Origin of the sequence: Reichenbachiella faecimaris (assembly GCF_900176375.1) — a bacterium.
Taxonomy (GTDB): domain Bacteria; phylum Bacteroidota; class Bacteroidia; order Cytophagales; family Cyclobacteriaceae; genus Reichenbachiella; species Reichenbachiella faecimaris.
Window position 1 is genome coordinate 694,356 of sequence record NZ_FWYF01000003.1, and the last position, 19,497, is coordinate 713,852.

A 19,497-nucleotide genomic window follows, 5' to 3' on the forward strand; every position below is an offset into this window, starting at 1 on the left:
GACCACCTAAAAAATTATAGAAATGAAAAAACTATTCTTAATACCCATTGTATTCATCAGTTTTCTTACCCATGCTCAAATCCAATTTGGAACTTGGAGAACAACAACAGGGAATACAGACTATCATTTTCTCACCAGAGACGGTGGTGGAACTGCTGTTTATATAAATCAAATATCAACTGACGCTTCAAAGGCCATCTTAAGACTTTCTAGCGGTACGGCAACCCCTAACCAGAACGTCAGGTTTACAGTTGAAAACAATGGATTTGTTGGAATAGGGGTGATTGATCCATCACAAAGATTAGAAGTAAATGGCACCACCCTATCAACAACTTTTAGATCCACTCTGAATAATACCAATTATCACCATTTGACCAGAGACGGTGGTGGAGCAGCTTTATACATAAATCAAGTACAATCGAATTCCACCTATCCAATTCTAAGGTTATCAAGCGGAACTTCTGACCCTAATCAAAACGTAAGATTTACAGTTGAAAATAATGGTAGCGTAGGAATTGGGACAATCAATACTGGTTCATATAAATTAGCAGTAAATGGATCAATTAGATCTAAAGAAGTAAAAGTTGAGGCCAATTGGTCTGATTTTGTCTTCTACGATAATTATGAACTTCGAACGCTTGAAGAAGTAGAGCAACATATCAATGAAAAGGGACATCTCCCAGAAATCCCAAGCGAAGCAGAAATAACTGAGAACGGAATCAACCTTGGAGAGATGGATGCCAAGCTGCTTCAGAAGATTGAGGAACTAACTCTCTACATGATCGAGATGAACAAACGTATGGGGCAACTTGAACAAGAGAACTCCGAACTGAAAAAAGAGGTTTCTGCCCTGAAGAACGAATAAAAGATCATAACAAAATGTATAGTGAATGCGCTTTCGAGCTATTTTTCAACTTTTCTGCAACTCGATACTTTCCTGCTACTGGAAAGTGTGAGCGCACTCACCATACATTGGCGTTAGGTGTAATATCAGAAAATTCAAATGTCATCTGGACTAAAAATATTTAGAGAAGATTTTCTTAACGCCAACACATGGCCGCAACGGAAGGATGGAGTACCTCTTGATTTATTGGACAACCTGAACTCAGATGAACTTAGGGTTGCTGAAAACGAACTTATTGCTATTGCGGATACAAAAGATGATTGGCCCATTAAAGGTCTCGGCCACATCAAATCAGAAAAATCACTTCCTAAGCTTTATGAACTTCTAAAGAGAAGTAAGAAACTGATGAAGGTAACAATTGCGGAAGCAATTTATCAGATCTGTGGGGACGAACAAATGATTAACATCGCTCTAACTGAAACCCCGAAAATCTCAAATGAATTTGCTCTTATTGATGTGATGTATACTTTGTCAAAATTTCAAGATGGCAGAGTTAAGAATTTGCTGAACGACTATAGAAATCACACTAAATACCTTGTAGCATACAATGCAACCCAAGCGCTAGGACTTCCAACTGAACCTGTGGTTGATAAATTCAGAGATCATAAACCAACATCCTTTTGGAACAGGATAACATCACCCTGGAACAACTAAAAACACCTAACAGACTGTATGCGGCATGTGCTTACGTGCTTTCCACAATCTGCATCTGGACTTGACCGTGAAGTCTGCCACCGAGAATTTTTTGAGTTTGTTTGCAACTTCAGCTCGCGGGAATTTTTCACTTCAGGACGCACTGCTTTCTAAAAACTTTGGAAGCACTGGCAGTCTTCACTACTTTAGAGCTATCCATAAAGTAAGAGCACACGCCTCATACATGGACGTTGTGCTTCATGCTAGTAACCGCCTATGAAATCAATTAAAGACTTAATATACTTCGATACAGATAAGGCCAAGTCATTAATAAGCCAATTGAACGATGGACTTATAAGTGAAATCTCAAGAGCAATCGAAGATGAAACTGAAGAGTCGGCAGGACTTGGTTTTGATGTTAAGATAGTAAAAGGAAGCCTAGGTGATAAAACAAAGGAACGTTCCTTAAGAACTGAAAAAATTGAGCTTTATCACGAAATGCTTAATACAATTGAGCATGATTTGTTGGAGAAAAACTTACTAACTCCGATAAATCAAACCTTTGATAATTGGAAGGGCTCATTCAATGATTTCATGGATGAGATTCCTAACTTCAACTATATCAAAGCAACAGGGTGGGCAAGTTTTGAGGATTTTGAGAGATTCAAAAGAATACTTTCTAATTTCAACGAAATCCAAAGATTAATATTTACATCACAACTACTAGAAACACCTGAGTATCGTTCACTTCAAGATCAAATTGAACAGGCAAAAAAAACAGCTAATCAGAACTCAGACAGAAATCTAAAAGCAAAGGACCTTAACAAAATAAAAGCCCTCGAAAAGAAAATAGATGATATTCTAAAAGAACAAAGTAGCATTCATCTGTTTGATGAAGATTGGGTTGAAAGAGTTAGGACATTCTTAGACACATTTTCTCCTGAAAGATTAAACTTTAGACTACTTCCATTAGATCATTTTGGAGACTTTCAGATTTTATCTAACCTCAAGGCTAAATTTATGCTTGACGGCAACTTTGAAAACACCATTTTCACTTATGGATCACGGCCGAATATCAAATTAAGCGTAATAGGAATTATTACATCATGCCCAAGAAAAGATGACCCAAGGGTTCACCCAAGTGATGAATATCTAGCCTATTCAGATGATGAACTCTCTGATGAAGGCCAGTTTGACAAGGCATTTAGAAGAGTGTTTGATTCCTTTGAGGCATTTGAGAAATTCTTCTTTGTTCCAAGCTTTCCTAAAATAGCAATTAGCCCAATAGCTATTTACAGGGAAGTAAAGTTCGAAAAACAATAAACACGAAAGCACAACAAACGCTATGAATGAATGGGGTTTCATCGGTCAGGATATTTTTGTGGGGGGTTGGAAAGTCCGCCACAAGTTTTAAATTTAAATTAAGGCGTGGCTATGTGCGAGACGAGAGGTTAGTGCTTTCTAATCCCCACTCATCATAGCTGGACGTTATGATCAATTCTAAATAGAACAATATGAAAAAACTAATTCTTCTCTCCTTAGCGTATCTGATGCATTTTATATCCTATGCGCAATGGAACGAAGTTGGAAAAATTTCAACAACTTCAACGGGAACTATAGGTAGTGGTAATTTTTCTAATTCTTACATATACGTATCGGATGGTTCCCAAAAGATGGGAATTGATCCTAACCAAATTTACGCTGGACAGGACCTAAACTTTTCCGCATCTACGTTTATAAAATTTTTGACTGAAGATGTAGAAAGACTTAGAATTTCACAAAATGGGAATATAGGAATTGGAGTAACAAACCCTATTAATGCTTTACATCTAGCAAACCTGACCAATGATGGAATTAATCTCAATTCTGAATTTAGATTAAGGACGTCATCTGTATCCAATAATTTTGTGCTTGAACATATTGCAGATGAGGGGAACTTAATTATTCGAAGCATTGAAGCGGGTGATATTGATGGAGATTTGATTATAAATGATTTAGGCGGAAATGTTGGTATAGGAGTAAATAATCCATTGGCTAAATTATCAATACAAAGCTCGGGAACAATTGGCTCTGGAGATTATCAAAATTCATCGGTTTATTTGACAGATGGTTCTCAAAAGATGGGAATTGATCCTAACCAAATTTACGCTGGACAAGACCTAAACTTTTCCGCATCTACATTCATAAAAATTTTGACCGCAGATGTAGAAAGACTTAGGATTTTACAAAATGGGAGCGTTGGAATTGGAACATCTACAACCGGAACTCACAAGCTAGCCGTAGAAGGCTCTATCGGAGCAAGAGAAATCAAAGTAGAGGCAAGTGGGTGGTCAGACTTCGTTTTCTATGATAGCTATAAACTACGATCCCTTGAAGAAGTCGAAGAACATATAAATGAGAAAGGACATCTTCCTGAAATCCCAAGTGAAGCAGAAGTAACGGAGAATGGAGTCAACTTGGGGGAGATGGATGCTAAATTGCTTCAGAAAATTGAGGAACTAACCCTCTATCTAATCGAGCAAAACAAGGAGCTGAAAACTGCGAACCAACGAATCGAACAACTGGAACAGAAAATTTCTCAACTAGAGAACGAATAAAAGATCATAACAAAATGTATAGTGAATGCGCTTTTGAGCTCTTTTCGACTGTCTCTGCAATTCGATACTGCAGTGATATTGGAGAGTGCAAGCGCACTCACCATACATAAGCGTTACCCACAATACTCTCATGAGACAGATATTCTTCTACTTCCTACTTCTACTAGCTCACAGCATACTTGCCCAACAACCTAAGACGCAACCTTTGAACATCAACGGTAAAGACCTCAGCACAGTTTGGCTAACGGAGTATCCAAGATTTAACGAGGGGAAAGAAATTCGGAAGACTGAACCTGTTGGGTATTTCGGTCAAAACTACTGGAGATTTTACATCCACTTTATTTCCATTATCCAAAACCCAGAGAACCCGAACGAATACTTTGTTTATGGTAAGAACAGGCTTAAAGGTAATATCAGTGAAATTCAAGGAACACTAAAAATTGAATCTGCCGAAGTATATGAAGAGGAATTCTCGGAAGGTATTCGAGAAGGAATCATCAAAGGAACCTATCAACTCAACGAAGACCGAAAAAAGTCTGGAACAGGAAAATTCACTGGAACATTCGAGACATATGTAATGATCAGTGACAACAACATACAATACAGCACTCTTTATTGGTACGCTGACGGCTTTATGAACAACCAATTCGAAGGGACTTGGACAAGTTTCTCAAGTGGAAAATCATATATCTGTAACTGGGGTGATAATCGTATTCCGAACAGACAGGGCTTTGATATTGGTGCCGGACAGATGGGAGTTCATCCAGATTATGAGAAGAACGGTTGGGAGAACTTCGAACTTGCAACATTCCCGATAGCCAACTCGGACGAACATCGACGACAAATTGAAGAAGCCAAGAAGAAGGAAGCTGAAGAATGGTGGAAATGAAATGTGGGTAACAAGGTGTAGGCACGAATGCCCTTGCGAGCTTTTCGAATCAATGCCAGAATCAGCACCACCGATCCTCGCGGAATCTCTAGAATACCGATAACGCATTCGTGGTTTCCGCAGCAGTCCAAATCTAGGCTAATGGCTAAACAGACTTTTGTGGTTGTGCGCGGATCGGCTATCTTTCTGCTTTAATCAAGCTGTGAGGGCACATCGTCCTACACAGGCGTTGTAAACAAGCTGAACAAACATCGTAACTTAAAAGATTATGGCAGACACATATAGAATTGGAAAAGATGGAGTAAAAGTGACTTTTCCATCAAGTGGATATACATATCGCGAAGGAAAGGACGGACGAGTAGTTGCTTTTCCATCAAGTGGATATACTTATCGAGAAGGAAAAAATGGAAGAGTTGTAGCATTCCCTTCTAGCGGTTACACATATCGTGAAGGGAAAGATGGAAAGGTTGTTGCCTTTCCTTCAAGTGGTTATACTTATCGAGAGGGAAAAGACGGTAGAGTTATAGCATTTCCATCTAGCGGACATACATATAGAGAGGGAAAAGATGGTAGAGTTGTCGCATTTCCTTCAAGTGGATATACATATCGTGAAGGAAAAGATGGCAGAGTGGTTGCATTTCCATCATCAGGATACACATACAAGGAAAATAAGAGTGGACGAATAGTTGCTAAAAAGCTTTAAGAAAATGGATTATAATGAATTAATATCAAATGGAAAGCCGAAAATAAAATCAAGAATTGATGGCGATTTTGAAGGTTTTGATGACGAGATCCTCTTTCCTCTTTACAATGGTCAATTTTGGATTCAAAAAAATTATAAATATTGGTATCATTATTCTTATATGGCTAATGTAACTATTTATGAATACCGGAACAGTTACTTTTTGACTGTTGACGGACAAAAACAATTCGTAGAAGTTGAATTAATAGATGATGTCATTAAAGCAACGATAGTTAACGATTTTAATGGATGGTCAGGAGACACAATTTTTGAACTTGATAATGGACAAATATGGAAACAAAGCGAGTATGATTATGACTATAATTATTCGTACAGACCTGATGCAATAATATATTCGAATGGCTACGATTACAAAATTCTTGTAGAAGGAAATAGTGTTGGCGTCAAAAGAATTAAATAAAGCCAGTTTACAACAATGGCTATAAGTAATTGCTTTTTCTCGCCTACTTCTGAAAATCCTCGCGGATTTTCAGTTTGGTGTGTACTTGCTAAGTTAAGTGCTAAACCACGCAACTACTCATAGCCGAGACCGTTAGCATCAATTTACTGCATGAAGAAATTACTACTTTTAATCTTTGTCATCTCTCAATTCGCAGCATTTGCGCAAGTACCAGACCAACAGCCAATTCCTGAATTTGTCCTAAAAGGTAAGTCAATGAACGAACTCAGAATAATGAGAAATGAAATCTTCGCTAGATATGGTTACATCTTTAACTCTCAAGACTTATCCGAATACTTTGAAACCAAACTATGGTATAACCCAACGAGCTCAAATGTCGATGATAAACTTACTGATATTGATAAGTCCAATATCGATCGAATTTTGAAATTTGAAAATCTCGCAAAAGACTCATTTAATCCTTCAGTTGCAACTGAAACCGAGGCATATTTCAGAGTCTACGAGGATCCAATATCTGGTGACAGATTAGAAACCTCTAGAAACGTAACCTTCCATCGACATTATAAATACGGTATGATAAGAAAGGTCGTTGAACGAACTTTCACCGGGGCAGAAAAACTTCCAACAGTTATATATGCCGAGACTACTGATTCGTCAAAACCTTTTTGGGAAACAACTAAATATTATGATGACTTGGAGTTTGAGTCAAACTACTTTCAAGCAATTGAATATGGTTGTTGCGGGGCTGAAAACTACGGAGAACTCTTTAGCTACGATTCAGATGAGCCTTTCTTGAAATTCAATAAAAACTACTATACCGTTGACATTCCAAACAGCAAAATCCATATGTTCTTAGGTTATTGCCATGAACATTCAGGACGTGACGGGACTACAATATCAACTCTCTATCTGTCGACTTTAGATGGAGTAGTTAGTTCAATTACGTTTGTTGCAACTACTCAACAAAGCAAAGAAGACCTTCCTTGGTATTGGACACCAAAAATTGAACTCCGAACTGAGAATGAAGAGAACAAGATTATCAGAGATGGTCAGGAAATTAGATTATGGGGGAGCAATTTTGCAAAGTCCTTAAGTAATATTAATGATTTCTCAGTCTTTATTGAATTTTGGAGTGAGGGAACAGGTGAAAAGGCTCAATTTAACATTCCAATAACCAATGGTAGATTTTACGGAGCGAACGAACTGAACACAAAAATCACTGTGAATTTAGAATGAAAAGATGCTAACATATGCTATGAATGAATGGGGTTTCATCGGTCAGGATATTTTCGTGGGGATTGGAAAGTCCGCCACAAGTTTTAAATTTAAATCAAGGCGTGGCTATGTGCGAGACGAGAGGTTAGTGCTATCTAATCCCCACTCATCATAGCTGATCGATGAGCAAGGAAATATTCAACACTCCATTATTCCCGAATTAACTCAATTTTCAAACACAGGTAGTTGGAGTTGGCATAAGATATTTTCAGCCACTATTTTTACTATGCACTGATATAGGCAATATTTATTAACATATTTAACGAATGGAATATCTTGTTAAAATTTTATCACTCATTATTGTAATCCTTGTTTTTGGTTTTATTGGAGCATTGATAAGATTTATTTTCATAAAAGAAAAACGTAGTTTCTGGTTGGTTTATACCGAAAGGCTTTACCTAAACTATGTAATAGCGATTGGTTTACTTACCTTGATTGCCTTAGTGTACTTGAATATTAAGTAACTAATCTATGCGAAGTAAATTAAATTTCTTTACAAGCATCTTAACTGCTTCTTTACTTACCATAATTATGGGTGGACTTTCTACCATGATGATACTGGTATCCTTAAAGATGGTTGAAGACGGAAAATCAGACACTCTGTTTAAAACTCCTATATATGCTGCTATTGTTTTTGTAGGGCTTTTGATTTGGGTAATCTGGATTTACTTGAATAATTGCAAAACTGTTATCTTATCAAATAAAGGATTGCATATCAAATCAGTAATGGGATCTACATTTTATCTATGGTCAGAAGTCAAATTTGTATCGTTACTTGATAAGCACTATTTATATGGTTCTGCAATGGAAGCTACCACTATAAAATTCAAAAATGGTAAAGTTTATCACTTCATGCCGTTTTATTATAGCAATGCTGACTATTTAAGGAGGTGTTTAAGTAAAGTTAACTTGTCTTTAACTACCAACTCAATAGATTTTGAGACACTGAAAAACCGAAACTCTAGAAGCCTACAAAAAATTGATTACTCAGGAATGAAAAAAATTGGTGGTAATCCAGTTTTTTCATTTAATGGTATTTTTTTTATACAGTTTTGGGTTTTGTAATATACCAGATAGTATTCAACCCATCAGAAAACTTTCTAAATCAATGTATTGGGTTAGGTTTTGCTGGGCTACTTTTCTTCTACTGGCTTGGGTATCAACTGCACTATTTCTATATAGACGACAAGAATTTAGTAGTTAAGAATTACGTATGGATTTGGCGAACTAAGAGATATCCTCTGAATCAAATTAAACAAGGCGTATTTGAAATGCCACATAAAATGTCAACTTCATTTAGAATAGTCAATACAGACTTTACTTCTAAGCTCTTTCCTGGTGGCAGCATAAGAACTAAAAACTGGATAAAATTTATAGAGAAACTAAAGAAGCATAAAATAAGTGTCAGAAATGAAGCTGTCTACTGAAAATACAGATAACATGCTGTGATAAAATCATGCTTGGACAATGCTAGACGAAATTTTCCTGCATTCTGGCAACCCCACCAATTCTGCGAATTAGTCTATAAAAAACAACAAATGTAATAGCCCATTTCGCAGAGTTGGCTATTTAGTAGACGAAACATTAACTTCACAAAAACGCACGATTTATACAGTGACGTTACCTATCATGCCATGCGAAACTTACTAATTATTTTCTGTACTGCTATAATTTCATTTAGCTGTTCTCCAACATCCAACATAAGTCCTGAAAAACTTGCGAAAAATGCCTGTGAATGTTTCTCGCAACTTAATTCTGGATCTATTGACGAACGTTCGACTCCATGCCTTTCAACACCAATTAACGACAACCAAGAAGAGATTCTTGACAAGTACTATTCGAACTTAACACTTCAAGATGCATTGACAACTCACATGATGAAGGTTACCGTTGTTATGATTCAAAGCTGCGACAAGTATTTTGATGAACTCGACGGAATGTTCACAAACATGTATCCCGAAACGCCAGATTCAGATGTCATTTTAGATATTCAAGCTCTTCAAGACTCAATTAACGATATACAACTTGCTGATTCCATTAAACTGAATTTATTGCACAAAAAGCTTGCTCTTTTGACTAAATCAAGACAATTAGAAGAAGCATTAAACCTTGCTGATAGTATCTCTAACGACTATTCTGAATCTGAAACGTACCTGATAAGAACATATATTTTCACCCTTCAAGGTAAATATGAAATGGCACTCGAACAGGTTAATAAAGCTGTTAACGCAGGTAATAAAGGCTATAACATTTTCGGCGAACTTATAAAGAGGAAGAAAAAAGATAGGTAACAATCGATATGACAGCAGGGCGGTTCAGAGGTAAAAGAAGCGGTTGAGCTTTTGGAAGCCCCGCCATATCTCAGATTAGCACTATGGAATCAAAAAGGGATAGCGCAAATCAGAGATTTGGCTATCTTGTATTCGAAACTTAAACTAAACCAAGCGCCACGCTTGATACAGAGGCGTTCACATCCATTGGACTACAGTGCGAAAATGTTACGAAATTCCCTACCTTTACACTATGACGATTGAACAACGAAAACTGGAACTCATAACCTGGATAACTGCTATTCAGGATGAAGATTTGCTCGAACGCATTGAGGATTTTCGTCATAACCCCCGGCCTGAAATTCCAGATGCTATCTTAGAACTCCTACGAGAATCAAGCTCAGCGAAACTGGAGGACTGTATCGAACACACAAGTGCTCGCGAACTTTTAGGGCGCAATTGAAAACAGTTTGGACACCTCTGGGTCTTAAATCTCTTGACAAGACAACCAACTTCATTGAGGAACAGTGGAACGAGGATGTTGTTGACAACTTTCTCGATCAACTAGACGAACGCATTGAACAACTTAAGAGAAATCCTCGAATTGGGCCGACGTATGGCCAGACAGAATTTCGGCAACTTCTTATACATCCTCTGGTAACGCTCTACTACGAACTCAAAACTGACTATATCAGCCTAACTCTCGTTTGGGCTAACAAGAAAGACCCAGATGAACTACGGGAAGAATTAAAACGGATGTGAACATGGCGTATCGCGAATGCCCTTGCGAGCTTTTCGAATCAATGCCAGAATCAGCACCACCGTTCCTCGTGGAATCTCTAGAATACCGAGAAAGCATTCGAACGTTCCGCAGCAGTGTAATTCTAGAGCAATGGCCAAACGGACTTTTTGTGGTTGTGCGCGGATCGGCTATCTTTCTGCCTTAATCAAGCTGTGAGGGCACTCGCCATATACGGACGTGACAAACATGAATAATCCAATGAAAAATATCATCATCCTTTTGGCAGTAGCCACTTTTTTCAGCTGCACCAAAAAGCCAGAATCCATGGAATCTGTAGCGGAATCCAGAGCTACTATTGAAATGGTGACCGACTATGGAGTCATAGTCTTGGAATTGTACAATGAGACGCCAAAGCATAGAGATAACTTCGTTAAACTAGCTAAGGATGGTGTTTTTGATAGTGTGCTTTTTCATCGGGTGATTGAGAACTTTATGATTCAGGGAGGAGATCCTGATAGTAAAAATGCAGAGCCTGGTGATACACTGGGTAATGGAGGATTAGGCTATCGTGTAGATGCAGAATTCAATCCAACACTTTTTCATAAGAAAGGTGCGCTGGGAGCGGCGAGAGATGGTAATCTGGCAAGGGCATCCAGTAGTACCCAATTCTATATTGTCCAGGGGAAAGTTTTTAATGATAGCCTGCTTGAAGTTGCTGAAGGAAGAATCAATGGCTGGCTGAAAGAAAATGCATTTAAAAAGGACAGTGCCAATCAACCCATAGTTGATGAGTTGGTTAGGGCAGAGGAAGAAGAAAACTGGGAGCTGTATACTCAAATCAATGACAGTATCAAAACGCTCGCCGAGGACTATCAAGGGAGTGAAACTTATTCAATTCCTGAAGCACAGCGAGAGGTATACAAATCCGTAGGCGGCACGCCACATCTTGACCAAAACTACACCGTGTTTGGTGAAGTGATCAAAGGCCTAGCCGTGGTAGATTCTATTGCAGCCGTTCAGACAGGGGCGTTTGATAGACCTGTAAAGGATGTAAGGATATTGACCGTACGCGTCATAGACAAGGAAAAAAAATAGCTTAATTCTCATTCAAAAATTCTATCAGCGTCTCATAGACCAATTCCAGTTCCTCGTCCGTAATCACATAAGGAGGAAGTAAGTAAATCACATTGCCCAATGGACGGATGAGTACGCCTCTTTCGAGGAAATAGGGATAAATCTTTTTTCTAGCTTCGCTGTCATAGCCAGTCTCGCCGAATCCCTTCAAGTCAAAAGCTACGATTGTTCCAGTCAATCGTATGTTCTCTATGTGGTCGAACGACTTGAGCTGCTCTACAAATGCTTTGTGCTTGTTGTGAATGCGCATAATATTGTCTTTGCACTCTTGAGCCTCGAACAGTTCAAAACTGGCATTTGCTGCAGCACAAATCATGGGATTGCCTGTATAAGAATGACCATGCAAAAGTGCCTTGGAAATTTCTTCACTTTGAAAGGCAGATTCTATCTTCTTATTGCACGCCGTAATCCCCAGAGGTAAAGCACCTCCAGTGATCCCTTTTGAAATACAGGTGATATCAGGATCAGCCGCTATTTGATCGCAGGCGAAGTTAGTGCCTGTGCGTCCCCAACCAGTCATCACCTCATCCGCGATACAGATGATCCCTCTCGATTGAGCCAGTGCGATCAATTTTTGGAGCATTTCTGGTGTGTACATGCGCATGCCACCTGCACCCTGCACCAAAGGTTCGAAGATAAATGCGGCACAAGCGTTGTCCTTTGTTAATTCATCAAAATGAGCGAATACCTTTTCGAAGTTCTCTTCAGTGGGAAACTCAAGAGTATCTATGTCAAACAGGAAGGGAAAAAAAGGGCGTGTGAATCCACTTCGTTCACTGACAGACATAGACCCAAAAGTATCTCCATGATAAGCACCATCTAGTGAGATGATTTTGGTTTTGTGTTCTTGTCCTTGGTTATACCAATACTGAAAAGCCATTTTCAAAGCCACTTCTATGGACGTACTTCCATTATCTGAAAAGAAAACTTTGGAGTAGTTAGCGGGTAGAATGGTCATCAGGTTTTTGGCCAGGCGCACAGCTGGTTCGTGAGTAAAGCCTGCAAAAATCACATGTTCCAATTCAAGAGCTTGCTTGTGAATGGCATTGGCAATGTGCTCGTTGGCGTGGCCATGGATGTTTACCCACCAGGAGGATACGGCATCTATGATGGTTTTTCCCCCATGTGTGAATAGTCTGGCTCTTTTGGCAGATTTGATAGGGATGTGTCCAAATGGGTTGACCAAAGGAGTGAAAGGATGCCAGATCAGGTCTTTGTCAGCTTGCTTGATTTCGGCGCTGTTCATAGGTTGATGTTTTTTAGTTGTGATTGAATAGTAGATGGATCGACTGTCGTCAATGGCTCGATCCTTCCCAAGCAGGGTAGTTGCGAATACTGAAGAATGAAACGTTCGGTTTCGGGATTAGGCGTGTCATTAAAAATGATACCTGCTATATTAAAGCCTTTGTCTTTCAGATAGCTAATAGACAGCATGGTGTGGTTGATACTGCCCAGATAATTTCTAGAAACCAATATCACCTCTGCATCAAATTGTCTGGCTAGGTTGATGACAAATTCATCATCATTGATTGGCACCAAAAGCCCACCTGCACCTTCTATGATGAGTGTGTTTTCGGTAACAGGCACCTTGAGCTGATCTGCTCGTAAATCAATATTTTCTAGCTTGGCCGCAGCATGTGGCGACATAGGTGCTGCCAGTACAATACCTTCTGGGTGAATGACTTTATCTGAGCCTACCATACGTCGAACGGCATCCGAATCCGTAGGCTCTCCAGCCTGAATGGGTTTCCAGTAGTCTGCTTTTAGTTTTTCTACCAAAATGGCACTGGCTACAGTTTTTCCACTATCAGTATCTATACCTGTTACAAAATATTTTTTCATACGTGTTTGGCTAGTTGATTGATTAATTCAGCAATTTCGCTTTCAGTGTTGTGCGTGTGGATGGAAATTCTCAACCGTTCAGACCCTTCTTTTACTGTGGGTGCCAGAATTGGGCGAACATCAAATCCATTTTTCTGCAAGGATTCCGCAATGTGCCTCACTCTTTTGTTTCCAGGGACTACTATGGGCTGGATGGGGGTGTGGCTTTCCAATTTCAGCATGTTGTCATTTTTGCCAATTTTTTGATTGAAAAGCGAGTTGAAATGAAAGATTTTGTCCTGGCTGTCTTTTTGGAGTTGGATGTTTTTTGAAAGATAATCGAAAGCTGCATCTATGGAGATCAGACTGTGCAAGGGTAAAGCTGTGGTATAAATAAATGGTCTGGCAAAGTTGATCAAATAATCGATTAATTCTTGTGAACCACAAATGACTGCACCATGTACACCCATCGCTTTGCCAAAGGTATGTACTCTGGCAAATATATGTTCTTCCAGACCCAGCGCGCATAATTTTCCAGAACCTGAATTCCCATATAACCCTGTACTGTGCGCCTCGTCTACAATGATCTTGGCACCATATTTTTCTGCCAAGGCAATCATATCGCCGAACGGAGCCAAATCTCCGTCCATAGAATAAACAGATTCGATGATGATGTAAATATGGCCAGTGGCCAGTTTGAGCTTGGCTTCCAGGTCTTCACAGTCGTTGTGTCGGAATGGAAATCGCTGAGCTTTGCTCAAGAAAGCACCTTCCTTGAGACAAACATGGGAGAGACTGTCGTAAAGAATAGTATCGCCACGCTGTGGCACGCAGGATATGAGTGCCAGGTTGGCTACATAGCCAGAATTGAAAAGAAGGGTAGCTTCACTATTAAAAATGCCAGCCAATTTGATTTCTAATTGCTGGGCAGTAGCCGAATTGCCAGCCAGCAGGCGGGAGCCTGTGGATCCATTCAGATTCACCTCTCTGCTGTAGTCATAAGACTGGATACGTTCGAAAAGCCCTTTGGAACGGCTAAGTCCCAAATAGTCATTGGAAACAAAATCTACCAGGTCTTTTGTGGTAAGTAGTTTTCGTGTACTTCCGGCCAGGTCTCTTTCGTGAAGTTTTTGTGAAATGTGATTAGTCATACAGGTGTGCAAATCTTTCATTTTCTACTAAGTCAGCCAAAGGAAAATCAAGTTTCTTTTGGGGGAAGACATTATATTAGCGGTCTTATCAAAAACATCTAATGAAAGACTTATGAAACCTTTGTGCTGACTATTGCTATAAATCTTGTGTTTGTGCATATCCATGAAGGTTCCATGTTACCAATTATCAACAAAAATTAAAAAAACATGAAAAAAATTACATTACTACTCGTTATTGGAGCATTGTTCATGACTACTGCGTCTCAAGCACAGCTTACAGTTGGACTGAAAGGCGGTTTGAATTTCAATTCAGCTGACGTTGATGGACTTGCAACTGATGTAGACAATAAAACAGGTTATCACTTTGGTGCCTATGCCGTGATCAAAGCGGGGCCAATAGGTATTCAGCCAGAAGCTTATTTCTCTGTACAAAGTGTTAGTACTGATGCGGATGATTATGATTTGTCATACATCCAAGTGCCAATTTTGTTGAGATTAGGTCTATTGAAAGTATTGTACTTAAACGCTGGCCCTCAGTTCGGAATCAACACCAAAGCAAAATATGGTGATGTAGATTTGAAAGATGACATCAAAGGATTAGATACTTCCATTGCTCTTGGCGCGGGATTAGATTTGCCTTTGGGGTTAGGTGCACAACTGAGGTGGACGAAGTCGTTGAGCAGTATTGCTGAAGATGGTGATACGGACTGGAAGAACTCTATGGTTCAGCTATCTGTTACTTATGCTCTGATTGGCAAGAACTAAGTTTTAAAAAAAATGAATTCTTGAAAGGCCATTGCACCTAGTGCAATGGCCTTTTTTTGATCATACCCCCTTTGGTATCCTTGATCGGGTATTGTATCACAAAGGCTTTGGGATCGATTTTCTCTACTTCCAACAATATTTTGGAAATTTCCATTCTGGTGATCGCACAGAAAAGTATTTTTCTATCGGGTAAATTGTTTCCCTTTTTTCCATATCCACCATCTGCTCTAAAAGCAGTAACCCCTCTTCCCAGATCATTAGCGATTGTCGCTTTTACTTGCTCAGCTTCATCTGATATAATCATGACGCCTATATATTCTTCAATACCATTGATGATAAAGTCTACGGTCTTAGAAGCGGACAAATAGGTGAGCATGGAGTACATGGCAGTTTCCAGACTCACCAGAAGAATGGCAACAATGAAAAGTAAAATGTTGAATAAAGCGATGGCATCTCCCACAGTCAGACTTGACTTTCGACTCACAGATACAGCCAATACTTCCGTGCCATCTATTACTGCACCACCTCGAATGGAGAGTCCGATGCCACTGCCCAAAAAGAAACCACCAAATACAGCAATGAGTAACTTATCATCAGTAAAAGATGATACTTCTATAAAATGCACGAGTGAGGACAAAGCGATAATAGCCAACGTGCTTTTCACGGCAAATTGCGGTGAAATCTGTTTGTATCCCATGGCAATAAATGGGGCATTGACCAACAGGATAAGAAGGGATAAATTCAAAGGAGTGATCAAATCGAAAAGCAAGGCTACACCCATAGCTCCTCCATCCAGAAAGTTATTGGGGAGTAAAAAACCTTTCAAGCCAATGCTGGCCATGCAAACGCCTGTGGCAATGAAGAAAAAGTCTTTGATCTTACTGCGAAGTATGATTCGTTTTGCAAGTGCCACTTGGGCTGCTTCAGACATTTCAGTGTTTTCAATGAATTGCATGAGTCTAAAATACACTTTTTGGGTTGGGAATGAAGTTTCATAGGAAATTAAATCTTATTATCTGGACATCTTGAATTGCAGCATATAGATAGTAAGTGCTTTTATATTATTTCCCCTAGCTTGTACCTTGAACCTTCACATATTCTTCATCAATGAAAAGATTATTCCCTGCATTTATATCAATAATAGTATTGTTCAGTTGTACGCCAGAAGGTATGCGTACGTGGAGTTCGTCACAAGATTATGATCGGAAGTTTGAGAAAGTCCTGGTCATGGGATTAGTCAATGACGTGACGCTAAGGAGTGACGTTGAATCCGAACTTGTTTTTGCTGCAGGAAAAATCAATCTAAAGGCAGCCAATGGTATGTCATTGTTTCCACCAGAGCTAGGAAAGCCGTTTGAAGACATTGAACGAGTCAAGGCAAGATTGAGGGAGAAGGGCTTTGATGGTATAATTACTGTAGCGTTGATAGATATACGTGCAGAGCGCTACAGAGCATCCCAGGTGTCTTATGAGCCGTTGGTTTATTACGATCGCTTTAGAAATTACTACTATAGAACCTATGATTTAGTTTATAGGCCAGGCTACTATTCAGCCTATTCAAAATATTTCATTGAAACGAATTTTTATGAACTAAAAGGGGGTACACTGGTTTGGTCTGGCCGATCAGAAATTTTCGATTATGGCGAATTAGAGCACTTTTCCCCTGCTTTTGCTAAGAGCCTATTCAAAGAATTACTAAAAGAAGAAGTTATAGCACAGAATTAGAGAGTCAAACACCAACTAAATTCAAGTGCATCCCAGAAAGTTGTGCAATGTCTTCTCCCTGCTCTAGGGCATCTTCATCTTCCATACTATAGTACCAGTTTACCACTATGCTTTTACCTGCTGATTTCATTTCTTTCAAGTAGATCATGGTCTCAAGCAAACACTTATAGGTGGAGGTATTGAAGTAGTCCAATTGGATGTTTACCTGTAGCTTTGGGTAGATGCTTTTTTTGAAATTGCCTAAGGCCTGATACAACTCACCAAAAACTTCTCTGGCATTAACTAATGTGGAATTACCTTTCATTTCAAGAAGTTCATCTTCAGGGTTGAAATATATGTAAGGCGTGGTGTGGGAGGGGGTAGAAAGAAATTTTTCCATGACCTATTTTATTCTAAAACCCATCACTAGCATATCATCTGTTTGTGGTGTGCTCTGTTTCCAGTCCTGTAGTTCTTTGTCCAGAAGATTCTTTTGAATCATCATGGCTTTCTGCACGATCATGCCCAGATACATTCTGAATCTTTTAGGTAAGTATTTTTTGTGCTCTTTGCCTCCAATTTGGTCTTTGAACCCATCAGAATAAAGATAAAAAGTATCATGGCTAGAAAGGTTGAAAGAATGCTGTTCTATTTCCTGCTCTTGCAGTTTGTCGTTGCTGAAGTTTCTGCCTAGAAGCAGTTTGTTGCCTTTGGTCAGGTTCCATTCTCCGTCCTTGAATAGGAGAAGCGGAATGCCTGCTCCCGCATACTTCATAATATTGTAGGTAAGATCAATGGTGCAAATGGCCATTTCCATTCCTTCTTGAACGGCTTCATTTTCCGAAAAATTCTGGCTCAGTGTACTGATAATATCATTATTCACTTTGGCCAATAATGCAGAAGGATTGTAGTCCGTCGTATACTGGATGGCATTATTGAGTGCATTGATACCAAGCATGGACAGAAAGGCACCAGGAACCCCGTGCCCAGAGCAATCTGCACAAGCAATGATCAAATGGTTGCCTGTATTGTTTTTTACATGTTTGAACCAGTAGAAGTCACCACTCACAATGTCCTTTGGTTTGTAATACACAAAATAATCCTGGAAGAAATCTGATAACAGCTTCTCATCTGGCAAAATTGCGTTTTGTATTTTCTCTGCATAGCTCAGACTGGAATGCACCATCGTGTGCTGTGTTTTGATTTCCTTGTACGCGCGGTTGATTGCCTTGGCTTGTGTAATGATTTTATTTTGATGCTGCTGAATCTCCTGATTCTTTTCCATCAGCTGTTTGGTGATTTTCTTTTCGTTATTTTCTTTGGTTTTTAATTTTTGAGAGGTTACGTTGAACTGACGGATGAGATAACCTATTTCGTCCTTGTTGCTCCCTTCAATCTGTACGTCATAATTTCCTTTTGATATCTCTACGGCCGCAGAGCGCAGTTTTTTGAGGGGTTTAGAAATCACCCTGGCCAAATAGATGGTAAGCCCTGAGGACAGCAGTAGAATCACAATGCCCACCATCAAAATCGTAGTACGCATTTCTGAAAGAGAAGCGAATGCGTTTTCTTTTGAAGTATTAATGATAAATAGCCAACCCTTGCCAGGGAAGCTTAAGTATCCCTCTTGACGATGATAGAAATAGAGATTATCATCAGTAGAGAACCTGCCTTCCTTTTTCTTAAGTTCCAATACTTGTTCTGGGATCACATCAGGGTACTTTGCTATCAATACTTTTTCTGGCTCGTGATTAGAATAAAGAATATTCAGGTTCTCATCTAGTAAGTCCATTTGTACGTGTTTGTTGGATTCCTCCCCTTGAGATTGGTTGCTGATTACTGCATATAGATTTTCAATCAAAACTCGGCCTACAAATACACCAATGGGTTGATTCGCGTTATTCCTTACTACAGAGGCAAAATGAAGCACCACGCGTCCCACAGATTCTGATTTAGAAATGTCCATGATTGCCTCTGTGTTGTCATTGATATGTGTCCAATATAGACGCAGTCCGTGCTGCTTGCCGACTGAAAGTCCTTTGCTATCTGCCAGACGAAATCTGTTCATATCAAAAAACGAAAAGCTGTAGTACAACTCATTCGCATGCGAGATTTCGCTAAGCATTCTGTTGACTTCGTCTAAATTTGGATTTTCGTCCCTGAAGGCAGGCAGCTTGGCGAAATTCTTCACATCATTCAGCCGCTCATAGATGAAGCGATCTATGTTGTTGATACTGATCTCTGCTTTCTGCGAATGCTCAGAAAGGATACTTTCACTGAGGTTTTTCTCAACTGTGTTGTTGACAAAGAGGAAGATAGTAACAGAAGTGAAAATAACGAGGGATAGTCCGAGGAGGACAAACTTCAAATAAAGATTCATAGCTTTTTATTAAGGTTGAACAAAACTAGATAGGAAGGTTTGAGAAGCAGGAAAAGTGGTATAAAGGAA

The 19,497-nt window shown here is 39.3% G+C and carries 20 protein-coding genes; 14 read left to right on the forward strand and 6 right to left on the reverse strand.

Going from position 1 to position 19,497, the window contains the following annotated elements; genetic code table 11:
- Nucleotides 1–22: 22 nt before the first annotated feature.
- From B9A58_RS15690 to B9A58_RS15760, 12 genes are all read left to right on the forward strand, one after another.
- The gene (locus tag B9A58_RS15690; protein ID WP_084373818.1) at nucleotides 23–865 is read left to right on the forward strand and encodes a hypothetical protein; all 843 of its coding nucleotides are present in this window, start codon (nucleotides 23–25) and stop codon (nucleotides 863–865) included.
- A gap of 138 nt (nucleotides 866–1,003) precedes the next feature.
- Nucleotides 1,004–1,558, forward strand: a complete 555-nt coding sequence (locus B9A58_RS15695; protein WP_084373819.1) for a HEAT repeat domain-containing protein — start codon at nucleotides 1,004–1,006, stop codon at nucleotides 1,556–1,558.
- Between the two features lie 255 nt (nucleotides 1,559–1,813).
- Nucleotides 1,814–2,860, forward strand: a complete 1,047-nt coding sequence (locus B9A58_RS15700; protein ID WP_084373820.1) for a DUF6414 family protein — start codon at nucleotides 1,814–1,816, stop codon at nucleotides 2,858–2,860.
- Nucleotides 2,861–3,051: 191 nt separating this feature from the next.
- Nucleotides 3,052–4,134, forward strand: coding sequence for a TMF family protein (locus tag B9A58_RS15705; protein WP_139793924.1), 1,083 nt, complete (start codon nucleotides 3,052–3,054; stop codon nucleotides 4,132–4,134).
- Nucleotides 4,135–4,264: 130 nt separating this feature from the next.
- Entirely contained in the window at nucleotides 4,265–5,023 is a 759-nt protein-coding gene (locus B9A58_RS15710) for a hypothetical protein (protein ID WP_139793925.1), read from the forward strand.
- Nucleotides 5,024–5,291: 268 nt separating this feature from the next.
- The gene (locus B9A58_RS15715; RefSeq protein WP_084373823.1) at nucleotides 5,292–5,726 is read left to right on the forward strand and encodes an InlB B-repeat-containing protein; all 435 of its coding nucleotides are present in this window, start codon (nucleotides 5,292–5,294) and stop codon (nucleotides 5,724–5,726) included.
- Nucleotides 5,727–5,730: 4 nt separating this feature from the next.
- Nucleotides 5,731–6,186 carry a hypothetical protein gene (locus B9A58_RS20540; protein WP_221407867.1) on the forward strand — a complete coding sequence of 152 codons (456 nt, stop codon included), beginning with the start codon at nucleotides 5,731–5,733 and terminating at the stop codon, nucleotides 6,184–6,186.
- A gap of 150 nt (nucleotides 6,187–6,336) precedes the next feature.
- On the forward strand, nucleotides 6,337–7,422 hold the full coding sequence (locus B9A58_RS15725) for a YARHG domain-containing protein (RefSeq protein ID WP_084373824.1): 1,086 nt from the start codon (nucleotides 6,337–6,339) through the stop codon (nucleotides 7,420–7,422).
- 510 nt (nucleotides 7,423–7,932) lie between these two features.
- Complete coding sequence (locus B9A58_RS15735) at nucleotides 7,933–8,526, forward strand: hypothetical protein (RefSeq protein WP_139793926.1); 594 nt, start codon at nucleotides 7,933–7,935, stop codon at nucleotides 8,524–8,526.
- Nucleotides 8,527–9,095: 569 nt separating this feature from the next.
- Nucleotides 9,096–9,752: a hypothetical protein gene (locus B9A58_RS20230; RefSeq protein WP_139793927.1), complete on the forward strand. Its 657-nt coding sequence runs from the start codon at nucleotides 9,096–9,098 to the stop codon at nucleotides 9,750–9,752.
- Nucleotides 9,753–10,190: 438 nt separating this feature from the next.
- Complete coding sequence (locus tag B9A58_RS20815) at nucleotides 10,191–10,493, forward strand: type II toxin-antitoxin system RelE/ParE family toxin (protein ID WP_176214809.1); 303 nt, start codon at nucleotides 10,191–10,193, stop codon at nucleotides 10,491–10,493.
- Nucleotides 10,494–10,731: 238 nt separating this feature from the next.
- Nucleotides 10,732–11,568: a peptidylprolyl isomerase gene (locus tag B9A58_RS15760; protein ID WP_221407868.1), complete on the forward strand. Its 837-nt coding sequence runs from the start codon at nucleotides 10,732–10,734 to the stop codon at nucleotides 11,566–11,568.
- A 1-nt stretch (nucleotide 11,569) separates the two neighbouring features.
- On the opposite strand, the gene bioA is transcribed toward B9A58_RS15760, so the two are convergent.
- The 3 genes from bioA to B9A58_RS15775 are packed head-to-tail and all read right to left on the reverse strand — an operon-like array spanning nucleotide 11,570 to nucleotide 14,600.
- Entirely contained in the window at nucleotides 11,570–12,853 is a 1,284-nt protein-coding gene (gene bioA, locus B9A58_RS15765) for an adenosylmethionine--8-amino-7-oxononanoate transaminase (protein ID WP_084373832.1), read from the reverse strand.
- Nucleotides 12,850–13,449, reverse strand: a complete 600-nt coding sequence (bioD, locus tag B9A58_RS15770) for a dethiobiotin synthase (protein WP_084373833.1) — start codon at nucleotides 13,447–13,449, stop codon at nucleotides 12,850–12,852. The genes bioA and bioD overlap by 4 nt, the downstream gene beginning before the upstream one ends.
- Nucleotides 13,446–14,600 carry an aminotransferase class I/II-fold pyridoxal phosphate-dependent enzyme gene (locus tag B9A58_RS15775; RefSeq protein ID WP_245827093.1) on the reverse strand — a complete coding sequence of 385 codons (1,155 nt, stop codon included), beginning with the start codon at nucleotides 14,598–14,600 and terminating at the stop codon, nucleotides 13,446–13,448. Before B9A58_RS15775 ends, bioD begins: the two co-directional genes overlap by 4 nt.
- A gap of 186 nt (nucleotides 14,601–14,786) precedes the next feature.
- On the opposite strand from B9A58_RS15775, the gene B9A58_RS15780 reads away from it, so the two are divergent.
- Nucleotides 14,787–15,344 (forward strand): porin family protein, encoded by a 558-nt coding sequence (locus B9A58_RS15780; protein WP_084373834.1) that lies wholly within the window; start codon nucleotides 14,787–14,789, stop codon nucleotides 15,342–15,344.
- A 37-nt stretch (nucleotides 15,345–15,381) separates the two neighbouring features.
- Here B9A58_RS15780 and B9A58_RS15785 read toward each other — a convergent pair whose 3' ends face one another.
- On the reverse strand, nucleotides 15,382–16,299 hold the full coding sequence (locus B9A58_RS15785; RefSeq protein ID WP_245827094.1) for a YitT family protein: 918 nt from the start codon (nucleotides 16,297–16,299) through the stop codon (nucleotides 15,382–15,384).
- Nucleotides 16,300–16,451: 152 nt separating this feature from the next.
- Between B9A58_RS15785 and B9A58_RS15790 the strand changes: the two genes are divergently transcribed.
- On the forward strand, nucleotides 16,452–17,069 hold the full coding sequence (locus B9A58_RS15790; protein ID WP_139793929.1) for a hypothetical protein: 618 nt from the start codon (nucleotides 16,452–16,454) through the stop codon (nucleotides 17,067–17,069).
- Nucleotides 17,070–17,073: 4 nt separating this feature from the next.
- Here the strand turns inward: B9A58_RS15790 and B9A58_RS15795 are convergent, their stop codons facing one another.
- Together B9A58_RS15795 and B9A58_RS15800 are read right to left on the reverse strand one after the other, a co-directional pair.
- Nucleotides 17,074–17,448, reverse strand: coding sequence for a DUF1987 domain-containing protein (locus B9A58_RS15795; protein ID WP_084373836.1), 375 nt, complete (start codon nucleotides 17,446–17,448; stop codon nucleotides 17,074–17,076).
- 3 nt (nucleotides 17,449–17,451) lie between these two features.
- The gene (locus B9A58_RS15800; RefSeq protein ID WP_084373837.1) at nucleotides 17,452–19,428 is read right to left on the reverse strand and encodes a SpoIIE family protein phosphatase; all 1,977 of its coding nucleotides are present in this window, start codon (nucleotides 19,426–19,428) and stop codon (nucleotides 17,452–17,454) included.
- Nucleotides 19,429–19,497 lie beyond the last annotated feature (69 nt).